Annotated in this window: 11 protein-coding genes and 1 pseudogene; 7 read left to right on the plus strand and 5 right to left on the minus strand. The window is 71.7% G+C overall.

All coding sequences use genetic code 11. The annotated features are described in order from the left end of the window. Window positions 1–143, minus strand: a pseudogene (locus J7I97_RS36575) (IS5/IS1182 family transposase); the annotation flags it as partial. 293 nt (window positions 144–436) lie between these two features. Here J7I97_RS36575 and J7I97_RS36580 point away from each other — a divergent pair. The 5 genes from J7I97_RS36580 (at window position 437) to J7I97_RS36600 (ending at window position 9,057) form a co-directional block, all read left to right on the plus strand. Then, window positions 437–3,247, plus strand: a complete 2,811-nt coding sequence (locus J7I97_RS36580) for a heavy metal translocating P-type ATPase (RefSeq protein ID WP_214944311.1) — start codon at window positions 437–439, stop codon at window positions 3,245–3,247. Between the two features lie 356 nt (window positions 3,248–3,603). Continuing rightward, a complete protein-coding gene (locus J7I97_RS39360) occupies window positions 3,604–3,780 on the plus strand; it encodes a hypothetical protein (protein ID WP_251059511.1) in 177 nt (58 codons plus the stop codon). Window positions 3,781–3,888: 108 nt separating this feature from the next. Next, window positions 3,889–4,815 (plus strand): hypothetical protein, encoded by a 927-nt coding sequence (locus J7I97_RS36590; RefSeq protein WP_214944315.1) that lies wholly within the window; start codon window positions 3,889–3,891, stop codon window positions 4,813–4,815. Between the two features lie 846 nt (window positions 4,816–5,661). Then, window positions 5,662–7,050: an MFS transporter gene (locus J7I97_RS36595; RefSeq protein WP_214944317.1), complete on the plus strand. Its 1,389-nt coding sequence runs from the start codon at window positions 5,662–5,664 to the stop codon at window positions 7,048–7,050. A gap of 39 nt (window positions 7,051–7,089) precedes the next feature. Beyond that, window positions 7,090–9,057, plus strand: a complete 1,968-nt coding sequence (locus J7I97_RS36600; RefSeq protein WP_214944319.1) for a GAF domain-containing protein — start codon at window positions 7,090–7,092, stop codon at window positions 9,055–9,057. Between the two features lie 9 nt (window positions 9,058–9,066). Here J7I97_RS36600 and J7I97_RS36605 read toward each other — a convergent pair whose 3' ends face one another. The 3 genes from J7I97_RS36605 to J7I97_RS36615 all read right to left on the minus strand — a co-directional run bounded on the left by J7I97_RS36605 (window position 9,067) and on the right by J7I97_RS36615 (window position 11,800). Beyond that, window positions 9,067–9,813 (minus strand): carbonic anhydrase, encoded by a 747-nt coding sequence (locus J7I97_RS36605; RefSeq protein ID WP_214944321.1) that lies wholly within the window; start codon window positions 9,811–9,813, stop codon window positions 9,067–9,069. A gap of 141 nt (window positions 9,814–9,954) precedes the next feature. Next, entirely contained in the window at window positions 9,955–10,755 is an 801-nt protein-coding gene (locus J7I97_RS36610; protein WP_214944323.1) for a peptidoglycan recognition family protein, read from the minus strand. Between the two features lie 40 nt (window positions 10,756–10,795). Next, a complete protein-coding gene (locus J7I97_RS36615; protein ID WP_214944325.1) occupies window positions 10,796–11,800 on the minus strand; it encodes a hypothetical protein in 1,005 nt (334 codons plus the stop codon). Between the two features lie 77 nt (window positions 11,801–11,877). Between J7I97_RS36615 and J7I97_RS36620 the strand changes: the two genes are divergently transcribed. After that, window positions 11,878–12,432 (plus strand): GNAT family N-acetyltransferase, encoded by a 555-nt coding sequence (locus tag J7I97_RS36620; RefSeq protein WP_251059512.1) that lies wholly within the window; start codon window positions 11,878–11,880, stop codon window positions 12,430–12,432. A gap of 55 nt (window positions 12,433–12,487) precedes the next feature. Next, the gene (locus J7I97_RS36625; RefSeq protein WP_214944327.1) at window positions 12,488–13,264 is read left to right on the plus strand and encodes a hypothetical protein; all 777 of its coding nucleotides are present in this window, start codon (window positions 12,488–12,490) and stop codon (window positions 13,262–13,264) included. 25 nt (window positions 13,265–13,289) lie between these two features. Here J7I97_RS36625 and J7I97_RS36630 read toward each other — a convergent pair whose 3' ends face one another. Then, window positions 13,290–15,587, minus strand: coding sequence for an ATP-binding domain-containing protein (locus J7I97_RS36630; protein ID WP_214944329.1), 2,298 nt, complete (start codon window positions 15,585–15,587; stop codon window positions 13,290–13,292). Window positions 15,588–15,632 lie beyond the last annotated feature (45 nt).

Below are 15,632 nucleotides of genomic sequence, written 5' to 3' on the forward strand. Positions count from 1 at the left end.
ATGTGGTCGAACACGACGCGGTCCGGTATGCGCCGCCGATGGCAGCCGAGCGGATGGCCGGGATCGAACTCGGCCCGATCGGGCAGCAGGGCCCTGAACTGGTCCCAGGCGGGTTCGAGCAGGCATGATGGCAGCGCGGGCACAGTCGTCCTTCGCGGTCACAGAGCGTAGAGAACTCCATGATCACGTGGGCCTGTGCCCGTTCTGCTGCCACCCCTCACAACGACCGTGTTTCGGCACCTACTGCCGGTCGCTCTTATCCGGCCGCGGACGAGGACTGGTCCACGGGGTGCGGTCTTCACCTGCATGGTGGCGCGGCGACGGAGGAGAGTGCTTGGGCCGAACAGTCCCTTGACGGGGCCGACTGGCCCCTGTGACAAGGGCGGGCAGGCGGGCGCATCCTGGAAAGCGAGCGTGATCTGGGAGGCGTGCGCCCATGGGCATCGCGGATGTCGTTGTCGTCGTAGCCGCCGTGGCGCTGATCGCGGTCCTGACCTGGTACTTCTTCGGGCCGCGCCGCGCCGGTTCCGCGCGCCTGGCGGGCGGTGTGCAGCGGGTGGAGGTGACCGTACGGGGCGGGTACAGCCCCAACGTGATCAAAGTGCGACAGGGCACTCCCCTTGAAGTGGTCTTTGACCGGCAGGAATCCGGAGAATGCACGTCCCGGGTTGTCTTCCCCGACCTGAAGGTCAGCGCCGGGCTGCCCGCCCACACCCGCACAACGGTACGCCTGACCCCGGACCGGCCGGGGACGTTCGGCTTCGCCTGCGGCATGAACATGATCCACGGCACGCTCCTGGTCGAACCCGGTGAGCAGGACCAGGCTTCACCCCGTCCGGACCGCCACCCGGCCGCCGTACCCGCCGCCGAGCATGACATCGCAGATGTCGGCGGTGTCGAGCGGTCGGCGGCCGAGGCGGAGGCCGCGGACGTCGCCGAGCGGCAGGCGGAGATCAAGGACCTGACCCGCCGGGTGGTGGTGGGTGCGTTGCTCACCGCGCCGGTGCTGTTCGCGGTGATGGCGCACGAGCTGTTCGGCGCCGACTGGGTACCTGAGTGGATGCTGAACCACTGGCTGCAGCTGGCTCTGATCACTCCGGTGATGTTCTACACCGGCTGGCCGATCCACGTGACCGGCTGGCTCACGCTGCGCCACCACGCCGCCGACATGAACTCCCTCATCACGCTCGGCACGAGCGCCGCCTACGTCTACAGCCTGCTGGTCACCCTCGCCCCGGGCCTGCTCCCGGAGGACGTACGCGAGGTGTACTACGAGGCCGTCGGGGTGATCCTCACCCTCATCCTGCTCGGCCGACTCCTGGAGGCCCGAGCGAAGGCCGGAACCGGCGAGGCCATCCGCGCCCTCCTCGGCCTGCAGGCCCGTACCGCCCGTGTCATACGGGACGGCACGGAGCAGGAGATCCCGGTCGAGGACGTCGCGGTCGGCGACGAGATCGTCATCCGGCCCGGTGAGAAGATCCCCGTCGACGCCGAGGTCCTGACCGGCTCCTCCGCCGTTGACGAGTCGATGGTGACCGGCGAGCCGATGCCGGTGACCAAGCGCGCGGGCGACGCGGTCATCGGCGCCACCGTCAACACCACCGGATCCCTGCGCGTACGGGCGGCCAAGGTCGGCTCCGACACGATGCTCGCCCAGATCATCCGCCTCGTACAGGCTGCACAGGCGTCCAAGGCACCCATCCAACGCCTCGCCGACGCCGTCTCCGCCTACTTCGTGCCCGCCGTCATCGCCATCGCCATCGCCACCTTCGCCGTCTGGTTCACCCTCGGGCCCGCCCCGGCCTTCACGCTGGCACTGGTCTCGGCGGTCGCCGTCCTGATCATCGCCTGCCCGTGCGCGCTGGGCCTTGCCACACCGCTGTCGGTGATGGTCGGCACCGGCAAGGGCGCCCAGGCCGGCATCCTCATCCGCTCCGCCGAAGCCCTGGAGACCGCCCACAAGCTCGACACCGTCGTCCTGGACAAGACCGGCACCGTTACGGCTGGCAGACCCATCCTCACCGACATCCACACCGCGGAAGGCTTCGACGAGGCACTCCTCCTGAGCCTGGTGGCCGCAGTCGAGGACGCGAGCGAACACCCGCTCGCCCAAGCGATCGTCTCCGGTGCCCGTGAGCGGGGGCTGTCCTGGCCGGCCGCGACCGGCTTCGACTCGGTCACCGGCCAAGGCGTCCGCGCAACCGCCGACGGCCACACCGTTCTTGTCGGCACCGCCCGCCTCCTCCAAGGCGCCGGCATCGACACCACCGCACTCGACCCGCACTCCGCCCGGCTGTCCGCCGAGGGCAAGACCCCCGTGCTCGCCGCGATCGACGGCCGCGCCGCAGGTGCCCTCGCCGTCGCCGACACCGTCAAGGACGACTCCGCCGCTGCCGTCGCCGCCCTGCAAGGCCTCGGTGTCGACGTCGTCATGCTCACCGGCGACAACGCTCGCACCGCCGCGGCCATCGCATCCCAGGTCGGCATCGGCCGCGTGCTGGCCGAGGTCCTGCCCGAGCACAAGGCCGACGAGATCCGCCGTATCCAAGGCGAAGGCCGTACCGTCGGCATGGTCGGCGACGGCATCAACGACGCCCCCGCCCTGGCCGCCGCCGACGTGGGCCTCGCCATAGGCACCGGCACGGACGTCGCGATCGAGGCCGCCGACATCACCCTCATCTCCGGTTCCCTGTCCGGGGTCGTCACCGCCATCCGCCTGTCGCGCGCCACCATGCACAACATCCGGCAGAACCTGTTCTTCGCCCTCGTCTACAACGCCATCGGCGTCCCCCTCGCAGCCGGCGCCCTCTACCCCCTGTGGGGCATCCGCCTCAGCCCCATCATCGCCGCGGCGGCCATGGCTCTTTCCTCCCTGTCCGTCGTCACCAACGCCTCCCGCCTGCGCCGCTGGCACCCGGCCCCGCTTCCGCCCGCCGAGCCGGCCCCCGTCCAGCCCCGCATCGAGACCACCGCCGACCGGCCGGCAGCCGACACCCACTCGACGGCCGGCCCACACAGCAGGGAGGTCATGGACGTCGTGTGCGGCATGCACCTGGATCCTGGCAGTGCCCCCGAACACCGGCAGACCAGCAGCGGCGCCTACTACTTCTGCTCAGCGAACTGCGCAGCCGCCTTCGACACCGACCCGAGCCGCTACACCGGATCGGCACCAACGTCCGCCCGCACCACTCACGCCGGAACCGGCGAACCGGGCGCCAAGCCCACCTCGGACGCGCCTTGGCTGTGAAGCGTCGCACAGCCGCGCATTACCGGCCCGGGGTATCGTCTGTGTACTTGGCAGCAGGTCGTACGGAAAGGAACCAGAAGCCGATGGGCAGCGGACGCGAGCGGAGGCAGGGCACGGCCCGTCTCATCGCTGTCTGCGTGGTCCTGCTCGGGCTGTTCCTCATGCACGGCGCCCCGGTCGCGGCCGCCAGAGGCTGCCACGGGGAGATGGCGGCGCCTGCGGCCGCGACGACCACCGCTCACGGCGGTCATGCCCACGCACCGATCGGCGTATCCTCCGCCGCTTCCGGCATGCACCACCCCCGCGCGACAGACGACCAGGCTGTCGCAGGAGCGGGAGAACACGGGACCTTGTGCGTGGCGACTGCCCCGCGCGATCGGCTTCCGCTGCCGTCGGTCACCCTGGTCATGGCTGCCATCGCCCTGCTCTCGGCGTGGTCCCTGCACCGCGTATGGAGCCTGGGCCGGACCGGGCGTCGCGGGCCACCGGGCGGCCGGCACCTACTGCTGAAGGTGTGCATCGCGCGGACGTGACAGGACCCCCTCACCAGAGGTCGGGAGCCGACCCGGGCTCTGGATGACGTGTCCTGCTCATCCCGCGCGCCCCAGACGTGGCGCGCCACGTGGAATGAAACCCTGCGCATGTCTACTTTCACGCCTTCCTCCCTGCGTCGCCGCGCCCTCGCCGCGGCCGGCACCGCCGCTGTACTCGCGGTGACTCTGGCCGCCTGCGGCTCCAGCGGCTCCTCCATGCCCGGCATGGACCACGGCACCCACCCCTCCGCCGCGTCCTCGACCGGCAGTACGCCCGGCATGAACCACGACTCGATGGTCGGCATGGACCACGGCAGCATGGGTGACGGTCTGGTCGATGCCGAGGACGGCTACACGCTGACCTCCACCGCCACCGAACTGCCGGCCGGCAAGGACACCACCTACGCGTTCCGGATCACAGGTCCGGACGGCAAGCCGGTCACCTCCTTCGCCGTCGACCAGACCAGGCGCCTGCACTTCTACGCCATCCGCTCCGATCTCACAGGCTTCCAGCACCTGCACCCCACCATGGCCCCTGACGGCACCTGGACCGCAGACCTGGCCGCCCTGACGCCCGGGACCTGGCGTGCATACGCATCCTTCACCCCCGACACCGGAACGGGCGAGGACAGGGACTTCGTCCTCAGCCGCACCGTCACTGTCCCCGGCACCGCGCAAGCCACCCCGCTCCCCGCGCCCACCACCAGCACCGAAGCCGACGGCTACACGATCACCGTCAAGGGCATCCCGATGGTCGGCATGGCTCACCCCATGACCGTCACCATCAGCAAGGACGGCAAACCCGTCACCGACCTCCAGCCCTACCTGGACACCTACGCCCACCTGACCGCCTTCCACGAGGGCGACCAGGCATTCGCCCACCTGCACCCCGAAACCAAGGTCAACGGAGACAACGGCGGCCCGGACCTGGCCTTCCAGGCCATGCTCCCTAAGCCGGGCAACTGGCGGCTGTTCCTGCAGTTCCAGACCGGTGGCCGCCTCCACACCGCGGCCCTGACCCTGCACGTCGGCTGACCGGCCGTGCCGCCGGTCCGCGAACCGATCGGGGGGACCGGCACGGCCGACGGCACCGACAGGGCGTGATCGCCATTAATGGCTCCGCCATAGCGCCTACAGGCGGTTCAGCCATCCAGAAGCCGCCTCCCAGGCAGGGCAGCACACAGCCCGGCCTGGGAGGCGGCCTTCTGTCATGCACCCCGGCGACACCGTCCACACCCCACCAGGCCAGTGGCACTCGGACGGCGCAACCCCCGACCACTTCATGGCCCACCTGGCCCTAACGGAAGGCCCCGGCACCGACCAGTCGGAGACCGCGGCGGTGAGCACGCGCAGCACTCCGGGCACGGCGGGAACGCCAACCCTCCCGCCGTGCCCGGATGTGCCCCGCAGCGAGCCCCCATTTTCCGGGTCGCCGGCAGCATCACCGTCACCGCGTCGGCCCTCCATGGAGCCACGCGGGCGGCGAGTTCGCACTGCCCGCCGGCGCCGCCGCCCTTGCTTCGCCAAACGCCACCGCTTTGGGTCCGGTTCGCGCCGAATGCCGAAGTTCAACGCTGCGTAGTCAGCACCAAGTCAGCACGGGAGGGGTGACGAGGTGGGATGACGTGGGCTTTTAGTCAGCACCGAACCAGCACGGGAGTCAGCACCGCACCGTCAAACTGCACCAAAGACCGCATTCTCAACGCCCGTAGTTTCCGGCCCCTGTGGCCCTCTTGGGAGGTGTACCGAGCGTCGTCATGGAGAGCGCACACACACTCCGGCCACCAACTGTGGTGACACCACCCATGTGCGGCTGACCTGCGTCTTTCTACGGTGTGGCGACACGGAAACGTCCTCGCACCCAGTCCGGAAGTGGTACCCATGGCCGCCTCTACATCCGCTCCCCCCGCCCCTGGCAGCATCAAGCGCATCGTCGCCGCAAGCCTCATCGGGACCACCATCGAGTGGTACGACTTCTTCCTCTACGGCACCGCCGCCGCGCTGGTGTTCAACAAGCTGTTCTTCCCTACCGCGGATCCGCTGACGGGGACTCTGATCGCCTTTCTCACCTACGCCATCGGGTTCCTGGCCAGGCCGCTCGGCGGGGTGGTCTTCGGGCACTTCGGGGACAAGGTCGGGCGGAAGAAGCTGCTGGTGCTCAGCCTGCTCATGATGGGCGGGGCGACGTTCGCGATGGGGCTGCTGCCCACGCATGCGAGCATCGGCGTCGGCGCGCCCGTCCTGCTCACCGTGCTCCGGCTGGTCCAGGGCTTCGCCCTTGGCGGGGAGTGGGGCGGGGCCGTGCTGATCGTCTCCGAGCACGGTGGGGACGAGCACCGCGGGTTCTGGGCGTCGTGGCCCCAGTCCGGTGCCCCGGGCGGGAATCTGCTGGCCACCGGCGTCCTCGCGCTGCTCGCCGCCGTGCAGTCGGACGCCGCGTTCCTTTCCTGGGGCTGGCGGGTGCCGTTCCTGCTCTCCGGTGTCCTGGTGGCCGTGGGACTGTGGATACGCCTCTCCGTCTCCGAGTCCCCGATCTTCCTCGCCGCACAGGCCAAGGCCGAAGCGGACGCCGCCCGCGGCGTCAAGGAGCGGGCGCCCGTCGTCCAGGTGTTCCGCAAGGACTGGCGCCAGGTGCTGACCGCCATCGGCACCCGGTTCGGCGAGAACATCTCGTACTACGTTCTGACTTCGTTTCTGCTCGTGTACGTCACCGCCCATCTGGGGCTGCCCAAGACCACCGCGCTGAACGCCGTGCTGATCGGCTCCGCCGTCCACTTCGTCACCATCCCCGCCTGGGGCGCGCTCTCGGACCGGATCGGCCGCCGCCCGGTCACACTGATCGGCTCGGCCGGCATGGTCGCGTGGGCCTTCGGGTTCTTCGCCCTCGTCGACACGGAGTCGTTCGCGGTGATCACGGCAGCCGTCACCACCGGTCTGCTCCTGCACGGTGCCATGTACGGCCCGCAGGCCGCCTTCATCTCCGAGATGTTCGACACCGAGGTCCGCTACTCCGGCGCTTCGATGGGCTCCCAGCTCGCCTCGATCATCGCCGGGGCACTGGCGCCCATCGTGGCCGTGGAACTCCTCAAGGACTACGGTTCCTCGGTTCCCGTTTCCCTCTACCTGTCGGCGGCCGCCGTGGTCACCACCATCACCGTTGCCTTCGCCAAGGAGACCCGCGGCCGCGACCTGGGCAGTACGGTGAGCGGCACGCCGGGGCCGGTGCACCCGGCCCCGGCGACCACAGCCACCACCATGGATCCCGCCTGACCGCCCCGGAGCAGCGCCGCGTACCGAAAGGGTGACCGCATGAACCCCGTGACGGACCCCGCCCAGCAGCCGGCGGAGCTGGGCGGCGGCGCACACCGGTCCGCGGCAATCGCACTGCGGGAGCTGCTGGGCCTGCTGGACCGCGGGGCGCCGGCCGAGCAGTTCACGCGGCCCGCCGCGGGCGCCCGTAGCGCCGGGGCCGACGCCGGCGAACAGGCCCTCGTCGAGGAAGCCACCAGGGTGGCCCTGGACATCCGCCGCACGCTCGACCAGCACCGGCGCCGCGAGGCGGAACTCACCGCCCTCTTCGACACCGCCGGCGACCTGGCCGCCCTGCGCGACCTCGACGCCGTCCTGCGGGCCATCGTCCACCGGGCCAGGATGCTGCTGGGCACCGACATCGCGTACCTGACCCTCAACGACCCGGTCGCCGGCGACACGTTCATGCGCGTCACCGACGGCTCCGTCTCCGCCGCCTTCCAGCAACTGCGGCTCGGTATGGGAGAGGGGCTCGGCGGCCTGGTGGCGCAGACGGCGCGACCGTATGCCAGCGCCGACTACCGCACCGACGACCGCTTCCGGCATACGAAGACCATCGACAGCGGGGTGCGCGAGGAAGGTCTGCGCGGCATCCTCGGTGTCCCGCTGCGGGTCGGCACCCGTGTGATCGGAGTGCTGTACGCCGCCGACCGCTGCGTCCGCGACTTCGCACCCGACGCCGTCGCCCTGCTGGCCTCGCTCGCCGACCACGCCGCGGTCGCCATCGACAGCGCCCGGCTGCTGGAAGAGACACGCGCCGCCCTGGTGGAACTCAACGCGGCCACCGAGACGGTCCGGGCCCACAGCGAGGCCATGCGCCTGGCCGCCGAAACGCACGACCGGCTCACCGAACTGGTCCTGCGCGGCGGCGACGTCGCCGATCTCGCCTCTGAGGTCGCCGCCCTGCTGGGCGGAGGCCTCGTGGTCCACGACGCCGACGGCCACGAACTGGCGCGGGTCGGCTGCGAGCCGGTCCCGCCGCCCGCGCAGGGTGTCGCCGCCTCCCGCTCCGGGGGCCGGGCCGTCCCGGTGGACGGCATATGGGTATGCGCGGTACTCGCCGGGCCCGAACTCCTCGGCAGCATCAGCCTCACCGGCCGGCGGCATCTGACGGACTCGGACCGGCGCCTGTTCGAGCGCGCCGGTCTGGTCACCGCGCTGCTCCTGCTGCTGCGCCGGTCCATCGCACAGGCCGAGGACCGGGTCCGCGGCGAACTCCTCGGTGATCTGCTCACCCCCGAGCACGACGGCCGCCCCCGCGACACCGGCAGCCAGACCCTGCGGGCCCGCAAACTCGGGGTCAGCCTCACCCGCCCGCACGCCATCCTGGTCCTGCACTGCGACACCGCTCTCCGGCCCCGGCTGGCGGCGGAGGCGACCCGCCAAGCCCGTTCACTGGACGGCCTGGCCGGACTCCACGAAGGCCGTGTCGTGCTCCTAGCCCCGACCGACCGGCCCGGCGTCCTCGCCCGGTCGCTCGCCGCCGACCTGGGCCAGGCCCTGGGCGTCCCGGTCACCGTGGGCTCCGCCGGACCGGCCACCGGCCCCGCCGGGCTCCCGGCCGTGTACGCCGAGGCCTTGCGCTGCCTGGAAGCCCTCCACGCCCTGGGCCACATCGGCCACGGGGCCGGCCTCCCCGACCTGGGGTTCCTCGGCGTCCTCCTCGGCGACCGGTCCGATGTGGGCGGGTACGTCCGCCATGTCCTCGGCCCCGTCATCGACTACGACAAGAAGCGCGGCACCGAGCTGATCCGCACCCTGGAGGCGTACTACGCCCATGGCGCGAGCCTGGCCAGAGCGAAGGATGCCCTCCACGTCCACGTCAACACCGTCGTGCAGCGCCTGGACCGCATCCGGCAACTCCTGGGCGCGGACTGGAACACCCCCGCACGCGCCCTGGAGATTCAAATGGCCCTGCGGATCCACCACGTGACGGCGACCCCCGCCGCGCTGCCGCCGCAGCTGTGACGGCGCCGGTTACGAGAGGGTGCGCACCCGCTGGTCGCGGAGTTCGTAGCGGGCCGCTACGACGGCCAGCCGGCCGGTAGCTATCCTGCGGGCGATGTCCGGTTCCGCCGCGAGCCGGCGCCGGGTGCGCCGTGCGTGCGTATCGATGGCGGCGTTGACGCGGGCCTCGCCGTGCTGGCTGTGGTCTATGGACGGCCGGATCTGCTCGGCCAGGTACTGGATGTGCGCCGGGAGTTGTTCGCCCGTCTCGTCGGCGTGGACGGCGGCGCTGACGGCCCCGCACGACTGATGACCCATGACCAGTACCAGCGGAATGTCCAGTTCCAGGACTCCGTACGCGATGCTGCCGAGCACGGCCTCGTCCAGCACCTCGCCCGCCGACCGCACGGTCAGCAGATCGCCGAGCCCCTGGTCGAAGACGAGCTCCGGGGGAACCCGGGAGTCGACGCAGCCCAGCACGATCGCGAAGGGGTGCTGGCCCCGGGTGAGCTGGAGACGCAGGGACGGCGATTCGTGCGGGTGCTCCTGGCGGTACGTGCGCCAGCGCCGGTTGCCGGCTTCCAGCCGGCGCAGCGCCTGCTCGGGAGTCGCGGGGCGGTCACCCGCCGCGGGTTCCGGCGGAGCGGCGGAGGCGGGGAAGACGGAACCGAGGCCGAGGACCGACCCGGCGGCCGCCGTGCCGGCGACGGCGGTGCGCAGCAGAGTACGGCGGCTTGGCGAAGGGGCGGCAGTAGGTGTCCATGTGTTCGAGTGCATCGCGGGACGGTATCCCGCATCCCCCGGTACAAGGCCCGCGCTGTGGCGGAATGGCGGGTTCCTTCCCGGGACTTGACGCGATTGAGACCGCGATCTCGGAATGTGGGATGGTCTCCCTCGCGCTGTCGCGCGAGGGACCCGTCAGGCCTGTCGCCCGAGCGCCCGCCCGAGTGCCCGCTCGAGCGCGTCGGGCGGGAGGAACTCCGAGGCGCCGGGCCACCGGTCCCACTGCTCGTCTTCGCCTCCCTGCCACAGTTCGTCGAGCAGCGGTACGCCCAACTGGAGGGCGACGTCCTGGCGCAGCCGCGGGAGCAGGGCGTAGAGACGGTCGCCGGGGCAGGCGGTGTTGTTGAAGTCCCGGTGCCCGTAGATCTCGGAGGGCGGCAGGCCGTACTGGCTGCAGATGTGCGTGCACAGGGCGGCGAGGGCGGCGTACTGGCGGGCCGGCGGCTCCACGCTGGTGTAGGTGCCCTCGTTCTCGATGCCGACGGCCACGGTGTTCTGGCCGACGCAGTGCGCCGAGCGGACCTGCCGGGCGCCGGCGTTCAGTTCGGCGAGGCTCTGGTGGCGGCCTTCGGTGACGAAGGCGCCGCGGCTGATGGTGAAGTGCTGGCCGGTGTCGATCCAGCCCTGGGTGTCCATGTGGTAGTCCTGGATCGCCCGCGCGAGCGCGAAGGCCCGCTGCTGGGTGTAGTCCTCCACGTTCGAGGTCGCCGTGTGGTGCACGATGATCCGCTCCGGCGGCGTGGACAGGATCGTGACGGGCTCGGACGACGGCCGGGCACCCCACGCCGCGCAGCCGAAGATCTGCGGGACCGTGTTGACCGCCGCGCTCGCGGGAGCGGCCGACGGCAGCACGGTGGCCGCACCGAGCCCGAGGGCACCGGTGAGCACGGTGCGACGGGTGAAGAGCGGCAGCGGTGGCTCGGCGCTTGACGACATGGACAAAGGGCTCGCTTCCGTTGGCGTGAGGGGCCCCCAGTCAACGGGCAACCGGCGCGCGCGACACGGAGGCACTCCGAACGGGAGGCCGGAGCAACCACTTCGTACCAGCGGGCGGGCCGCCGGTTGACGTCAACGGATCGCGTATCGCGTATCGCGTCAGCCCGTCCCCCCCTGCCCCTGCGGCCCCCGCGGGCCGGGCCGTCTGCCAGGCCCGGGCGAACAACTCATGGAGCGGCAGCGGCGAGAGCAGCCGCGCGTACGGCCCGTACGGCTCCTTGCGGTACGAGTCGACCGCCAGCAGCAGATCCAGCTTCGCCGCGTCCAGCGGCAGGTGCGACGCCTTGAGCTCCGTCCACGGACCGGGGACGAACACCGTCCGCCCGGCCCGGGCCCGCTTGTCCGTCACCACCGCGCCCGACGCCGCCAACTCGGCCTGTACCGCCTGGTGCGTGCAGCGGTCCACCCGTTCCATTCCCGCACGTTGCGGTCGGTGGGGCGAGGCGGCTCCGAGGCCCGCGGCGCGCGTGGAAGCGCGGATCCGGCGGACCAGGTCGGCGGGCAGGTCGCCCGGGGAAGCGACCCAGTCCGCGAGGAACGCCGTGAACTCCCGGTGGGCCGACACCGGTTCCAGGGTCTCGGCCAGCCACGCCTGGTGGACGCTCAGCTCCTTGGCGGGCAGTGCGCCCCGTCGCGCGAACAGCCGGGCGTTCGCCTGCCGGTACGCGGCATCGACCGGCAGCCCGTGCTCCTGCTCGGCCTTGCGGGCCAGTGCGTACGCCCGGCCCGCGTACCGGGCCGAGATGCCGGCCAGCCGGTGGCCCACCGTGTCCCAGAACCACGGCAGGTGAGGGTGCGGCAGCCGCCGGGCCCGGTACTGAAGCGCCTCGACGCACCGGCCGGGCTTCTCCCAGGCGCGGTACACCTCGTTCCGGACGGCCTCCAGTTCCTCCAGGACGACCGCTTCGGCGCCGGCGTCGTGGGCACGTCCCCAGTCGGCGCAGGTGGTCGAGGAGTGCGGGTCGGCAGGCGCCAGGCTGATCATGTAGTCGATGCTCGCATCCGCCTGTGACAACCGGAACGTGGGTGCCGGGGCTGCGTCCGCCGTGCCAGACTCGCGCGATGACCACTGCTTCCCCTGAACCCCGGGTCGTCGTCCGCGACATGGCCGAGACGGACATCGAGGCCGTGTCGGCCGTGCGCATACGCGGCTGGCAGCACGCCTATGCCGGTCTGATGCCGCAGTCGTATCTCGACGGCCTCGACATCGCCGCAGACGCTGCCCGGCGCCGTGAGCTGTTCGCCGACACGTCCTCCGGTATGACTCATCTCGTCGCCGAGGCCGCGGACGGGGCTGTCGTCGGCTGGGCCTGTTTCGGCCCGTCCCAGGACAAGGACGTTCCGGACGGTGAGGGAGAGCTGTACGCCCTGTACGCCCGCCCGGACCTCATCGGCAGTGGAATCGGCCGGGCGCTCATGGGCGAGGTACTCAGCCGGGCGGCCTCCTGCGGGCTCCGCCTCTGGGTGCTCGAGGGCAACGACCGTGCGCGCCGCTTCTACGAGCGCGCCGGCTTCCGCCCTGACGGGGCGGCGTGCGCCGACGATGTGGCGGGTTCCGCCGTACCCGAGGTGCGGTACCACCGCCCCTGCGGGCGGGCTTCCTCGGTTACGGGCTGACTGAGACATCAGTCAGTATCTGGTGGGGCGGTGCGAACGGCCTGATGCTGGAGTCATGGGCGCTGATCCACACGCCGGCGGCCGCGCAGGTACGAGCCCCTTGGCCGGTGCGGCGCGTCAGGCGGTCCGCACGACGGTCGCGGCCTGCGCCGGGTTCTATCTCTGCCTGTACGGGCTGCACGAGCCCGTCGCGGCGACCTACGCCTTGTTCGCCGCGGTGTCCATGGCGGGGCTGTCACACATCCCCGGCACAGGACGGCAGCGCGCGGCGGTGCTGGTCAGGCTGCTGCCGGTCGCCTGGGCGCTGGTGACGGCCGGTACCTTCCTGGCCGTACGGACCTGGAGCGCCGTCGCCGGAATGCTGCTCATCGGCTTCGCCCTGGCCTTCGTGGCGGCGGCCGGGCCCCGGCCCGCGGGCGCCGCGCCGGGACTGCAACTGCTGTACATCCTGCCGTGCTTCCCGCCCTACGTCCCCGGCACCCTCGGTGCGCGGCTCGCGGGGGCGACCCTGGGCATCGCCCTGCTGATCCTCGCCGAGACCTTTCTGCTGCCCGAGGCCCGGAGCCGCACCTACCGGGAGCTCGCCGCCGAGGCGGCCGGCACCGCCGCCCGGTGCGCGGCCGAGCTGCACCGCGCGCCGTTCCTGCTGTCCGACGCGTCGACGGCGGCGGCCCGGGCGGCCGGCGAGTCGCTGCGGCCCTCCCGGGTCCCCGAGGCGGAACGGCCGGCCGGGCCGGGCATACGGGAACGCGCGCTCGCGCACGCCAGCCGGGCGAGGAGCGTACGGGCGGCCGGGATCGCGGCACCGAGCCGCTCCCCTCGTCCGGCCTGATCACCGACACGCCGCCTGCCGGGCGTCAGAGCGCGCCCCCGGTCCGCTGACCGGCCCCGGGCTGTTCGCTCAGGCCCTCCGGCAGGGCGCCGGTGTGGACCACCCCGAGGGTCTGGGTGGCGCGGGTGAGGGCGACGTAGAGGTCGCTCGGCTGGTGGTCCGCGGGTTCCACGACGATCACCGTGTCGAATTCCAGCCCCTTCGCCTGGCGCGGCTCCAGCAGGACGACCGTGCGGGTGAGGTCCGGCTCCTCGCCCGCCCGTACGCCGGGCAGCGCCGCGGCCAGCGCCTCGTGCAGCGGACGCGGCGCGATCACCGCGAGCCTGCCCTCCGCCGGGGTGCCGCCGCGCACCGCGTCGGCGACCGTACGGGCCAGGTCGTCCGTCTCCCGTACCCAGGGCCGGACCCCGGTGGACCGTACCGAACGCGGCGGCTCGAAGCCGGGATGGCGGGCCCGGAGCACGGCGGCCGCGACGTCCATGATCTCCGCGGGGGTCCGGTAGTTGACGCCGAGGCGCACCAGTTCCCAGCGGTCCCCGACATACGGGTCCAGGATCCGCTTCCAGGAGCCGCAGCCCGCCTCGTCACCCGTCTGGGCCGGGTCGCCGACCAGCGTCATGGACCTGGTCGGGCAGCGCCGCATCAGCAGGCGCCACGCCATCGCGGACAGCTCCTGCGCCTCGTCCACGATGACGTGCCCGAAGGCCCAGGTGCGGTCGGCGGCGGCCCGCTCGGCCGCGCTGCGGTGGTCGGCCTCCTCGTGCCGCTCCGCCATCCGCTCCGCGTCGATGATGTCGTGCGCAGCGAGGTACTCGTTCTCCGTGTCCTCGAATTCGTACGACTCCGACCCGAGCGACAGGTCCAGCACGCCCTGCGCGTACGCGATGCGCTCCAGCCGCTCCCGTTCCTCGGCGGCGCGCTGCGCGCTCTCGTCGACCCCGAGCAGCTCGGCGGCCTCGTCGAGCAGCGGAATGTCGGCGGGTGTCCATTCCTGTGTCGTCCGCCGGATCAACTCGGCTTCCTCCGCGGGGAGATGGCTGGGGTCCGCGAGGAACTCCGTGATCAGCTGCCGGGGTGTGAGAGGCGGCCAGAGGGTGTCGATGGCGGCGTGCACCGTGGCGCTCGTCGCGATCTCCTTGCCGAGCTGCGCGATGTCGTCCGGGCCCAGCAGGTTGGGGCCGCCGTAGGGATCCGCGCCGAGCCGGTCCACGAGTTGCTCCGTGAGCGCGTCGATGACGCGGAACGCGAAGTACGGGCGCGCCAGGTTGTGCGGCAGCCCGGTGGCGCGGGCCCGGTCCCGTGCCTCGTACGCCATGGTGCGGTCCAGCAGCAGGGTCCCGTAGTCGTCGTGGTCGATTTCCAGGGCCGGTTCGGGGACCACGGCACTCTCCTCGCCACTGCCCGCGGGCACGTCCTCGGGCAGCGCCTGCCGGTCGCGTACGACGAGCGCGAGGATTTCGGCCATCTCCGCGCGGCCCTTCACGGCCGCGGCGCCGGGCCGGTCGGTTCCGGTCGCGTGGATGCCGGGGAACAGCTCGCCCAGGGTGGCGAGCAGGACACCGGTCTCGCCGAGGGCCGGGAGCACTTCGCCGATGTAGCCGAGGAACGCCGGATTCGGTCCGACGATCAGCACACCGCGCTTGGCGAGCAGTTCGCGGTGCGCGTACAGGAGGTAGGCGGCTCGATGCAGGGCGACGGCGGTCTTGCCGGTGCCCGGGCCGCCCTCCACCACCAGGACCCCGCGGTGGGGGGAGCGGATGATGCGGTCCTGCTCGGCCTGGATGGTCTGCACGATGTCGTGCATACGGCCGGTGCGGGCGGCGTCGAGTGCGGCGAGCAGCACCGCGTCGGCGTCGGCTCCCTCGTGCCCCGTGCGCTCGGTGTCGGCGAGGTCGAGGATTTCGTCGTGCAGTGCCGTGACCTCCCGGCCCCGGGTGGTGATGTGCCGGCGTCGGCGCAGCCCCATCGGGAAATACCCGGTCGCGAGATAGAAGGGGCGCGCGACGTCGGCCCGCCAGTCGAGTACGAGAGGCGTGCGCTCCGCGTCGTCCTGCCTGATTCCGATACGGCCGATGTGGTGGTCGTGGCCGTCGGAGAACTCGAGGCGGCCGAAACACAGGCCGGTCTCACCCGAGTTCAGAGCGGAAAGCAGACCGGACTGCTCGGCGACCAGCACATCCCGCTCCAGGCGCGCCTGGAGGCCGTTCCCGGGCTCGGCCAACGCGGCCTGCACCGCGCGTTCGGCCTGGTCGCGCAAGTCGTCCAGGCGTGCGTAGAGCTCCGTGATGAATTGCTGCTCACTACGGAATTCCTCGGTTGACAATTCCACTCCTGACGCGATATGGTGTCCTCATAAAGCTTCTTCACG

The sequence above is a fragment of the Streptomyces sp. ISL-87 genome (assembly GCF_018614095.1).
GTDB lineage: Bacteria > Actinomycetota > Actinomycetes > Streptomycetales > Streptomycetaceae > Streptomyces.

Coding starts and splice junctions, on each gene's coding strand:
- J7I97_RS36595 (WP_214944317.1), top strand. CDS start 5,662: ATGGCCGCCTCTACATCCGCTCCCCCCGCCCCTGGCAGCATCAAGCGC.
- J7I97_RS36610 (WP_214944323.1), bottom strand. CDS start 10,755: ATGTCGTCAAGCGCCGAGCCACCGCTGCCGCTCTTCACCCGTCGCACC.
- J7I97_RS36605 (WP_214944321.1), bottom strand. CDS start 9,813: ATGCACTCGAACACATGGACACCTACTGCCGCCCCTTCGCCAAGCCGC.
- J7I97_RS36580 (WP_214944311.1), top strand. CDS start 437: ATGGGCATCGCGGATGTCGTTGTCGTCGTAGCCGCCGTGGCGCTGATC.
- J7I97_RS36620 (WP_251059512.1), top strand. CDS start 11,878: ATGACCACTGCTTCCCCTGAACCCCGGGTCGTCGTCCGCGACATGGCC.
- J7I97_RS36615 (WP_214944325.1), bottom strand. CDS start 11,800: ATGATCAGCCTGGCGCCTGCCGACCCGCACTCCTCGACCACCTGCGCC.
- J7I97_RS36625 (WP_214944327.1), top strand. CDS start 12,488: ATGGGCGCTGATCCACACGCCGGCGGCCGCGCAGGTACGAGCCCCTTG.
- J7I97_RS36590 (WP_214944315.1), top strand. CDS start 3,889: ATGTCTACTTTCACGCCTTCCTCCCTGCGTCGCCGCGCCCTCGCCGCG.
- J7I97_RS36600 (WP_214944319.1), top strand. CDS start 7,090: ATGAACCCCGTGACGGACCCCGCCCAGCAGCCGGCGGAGCTGGGCGGC.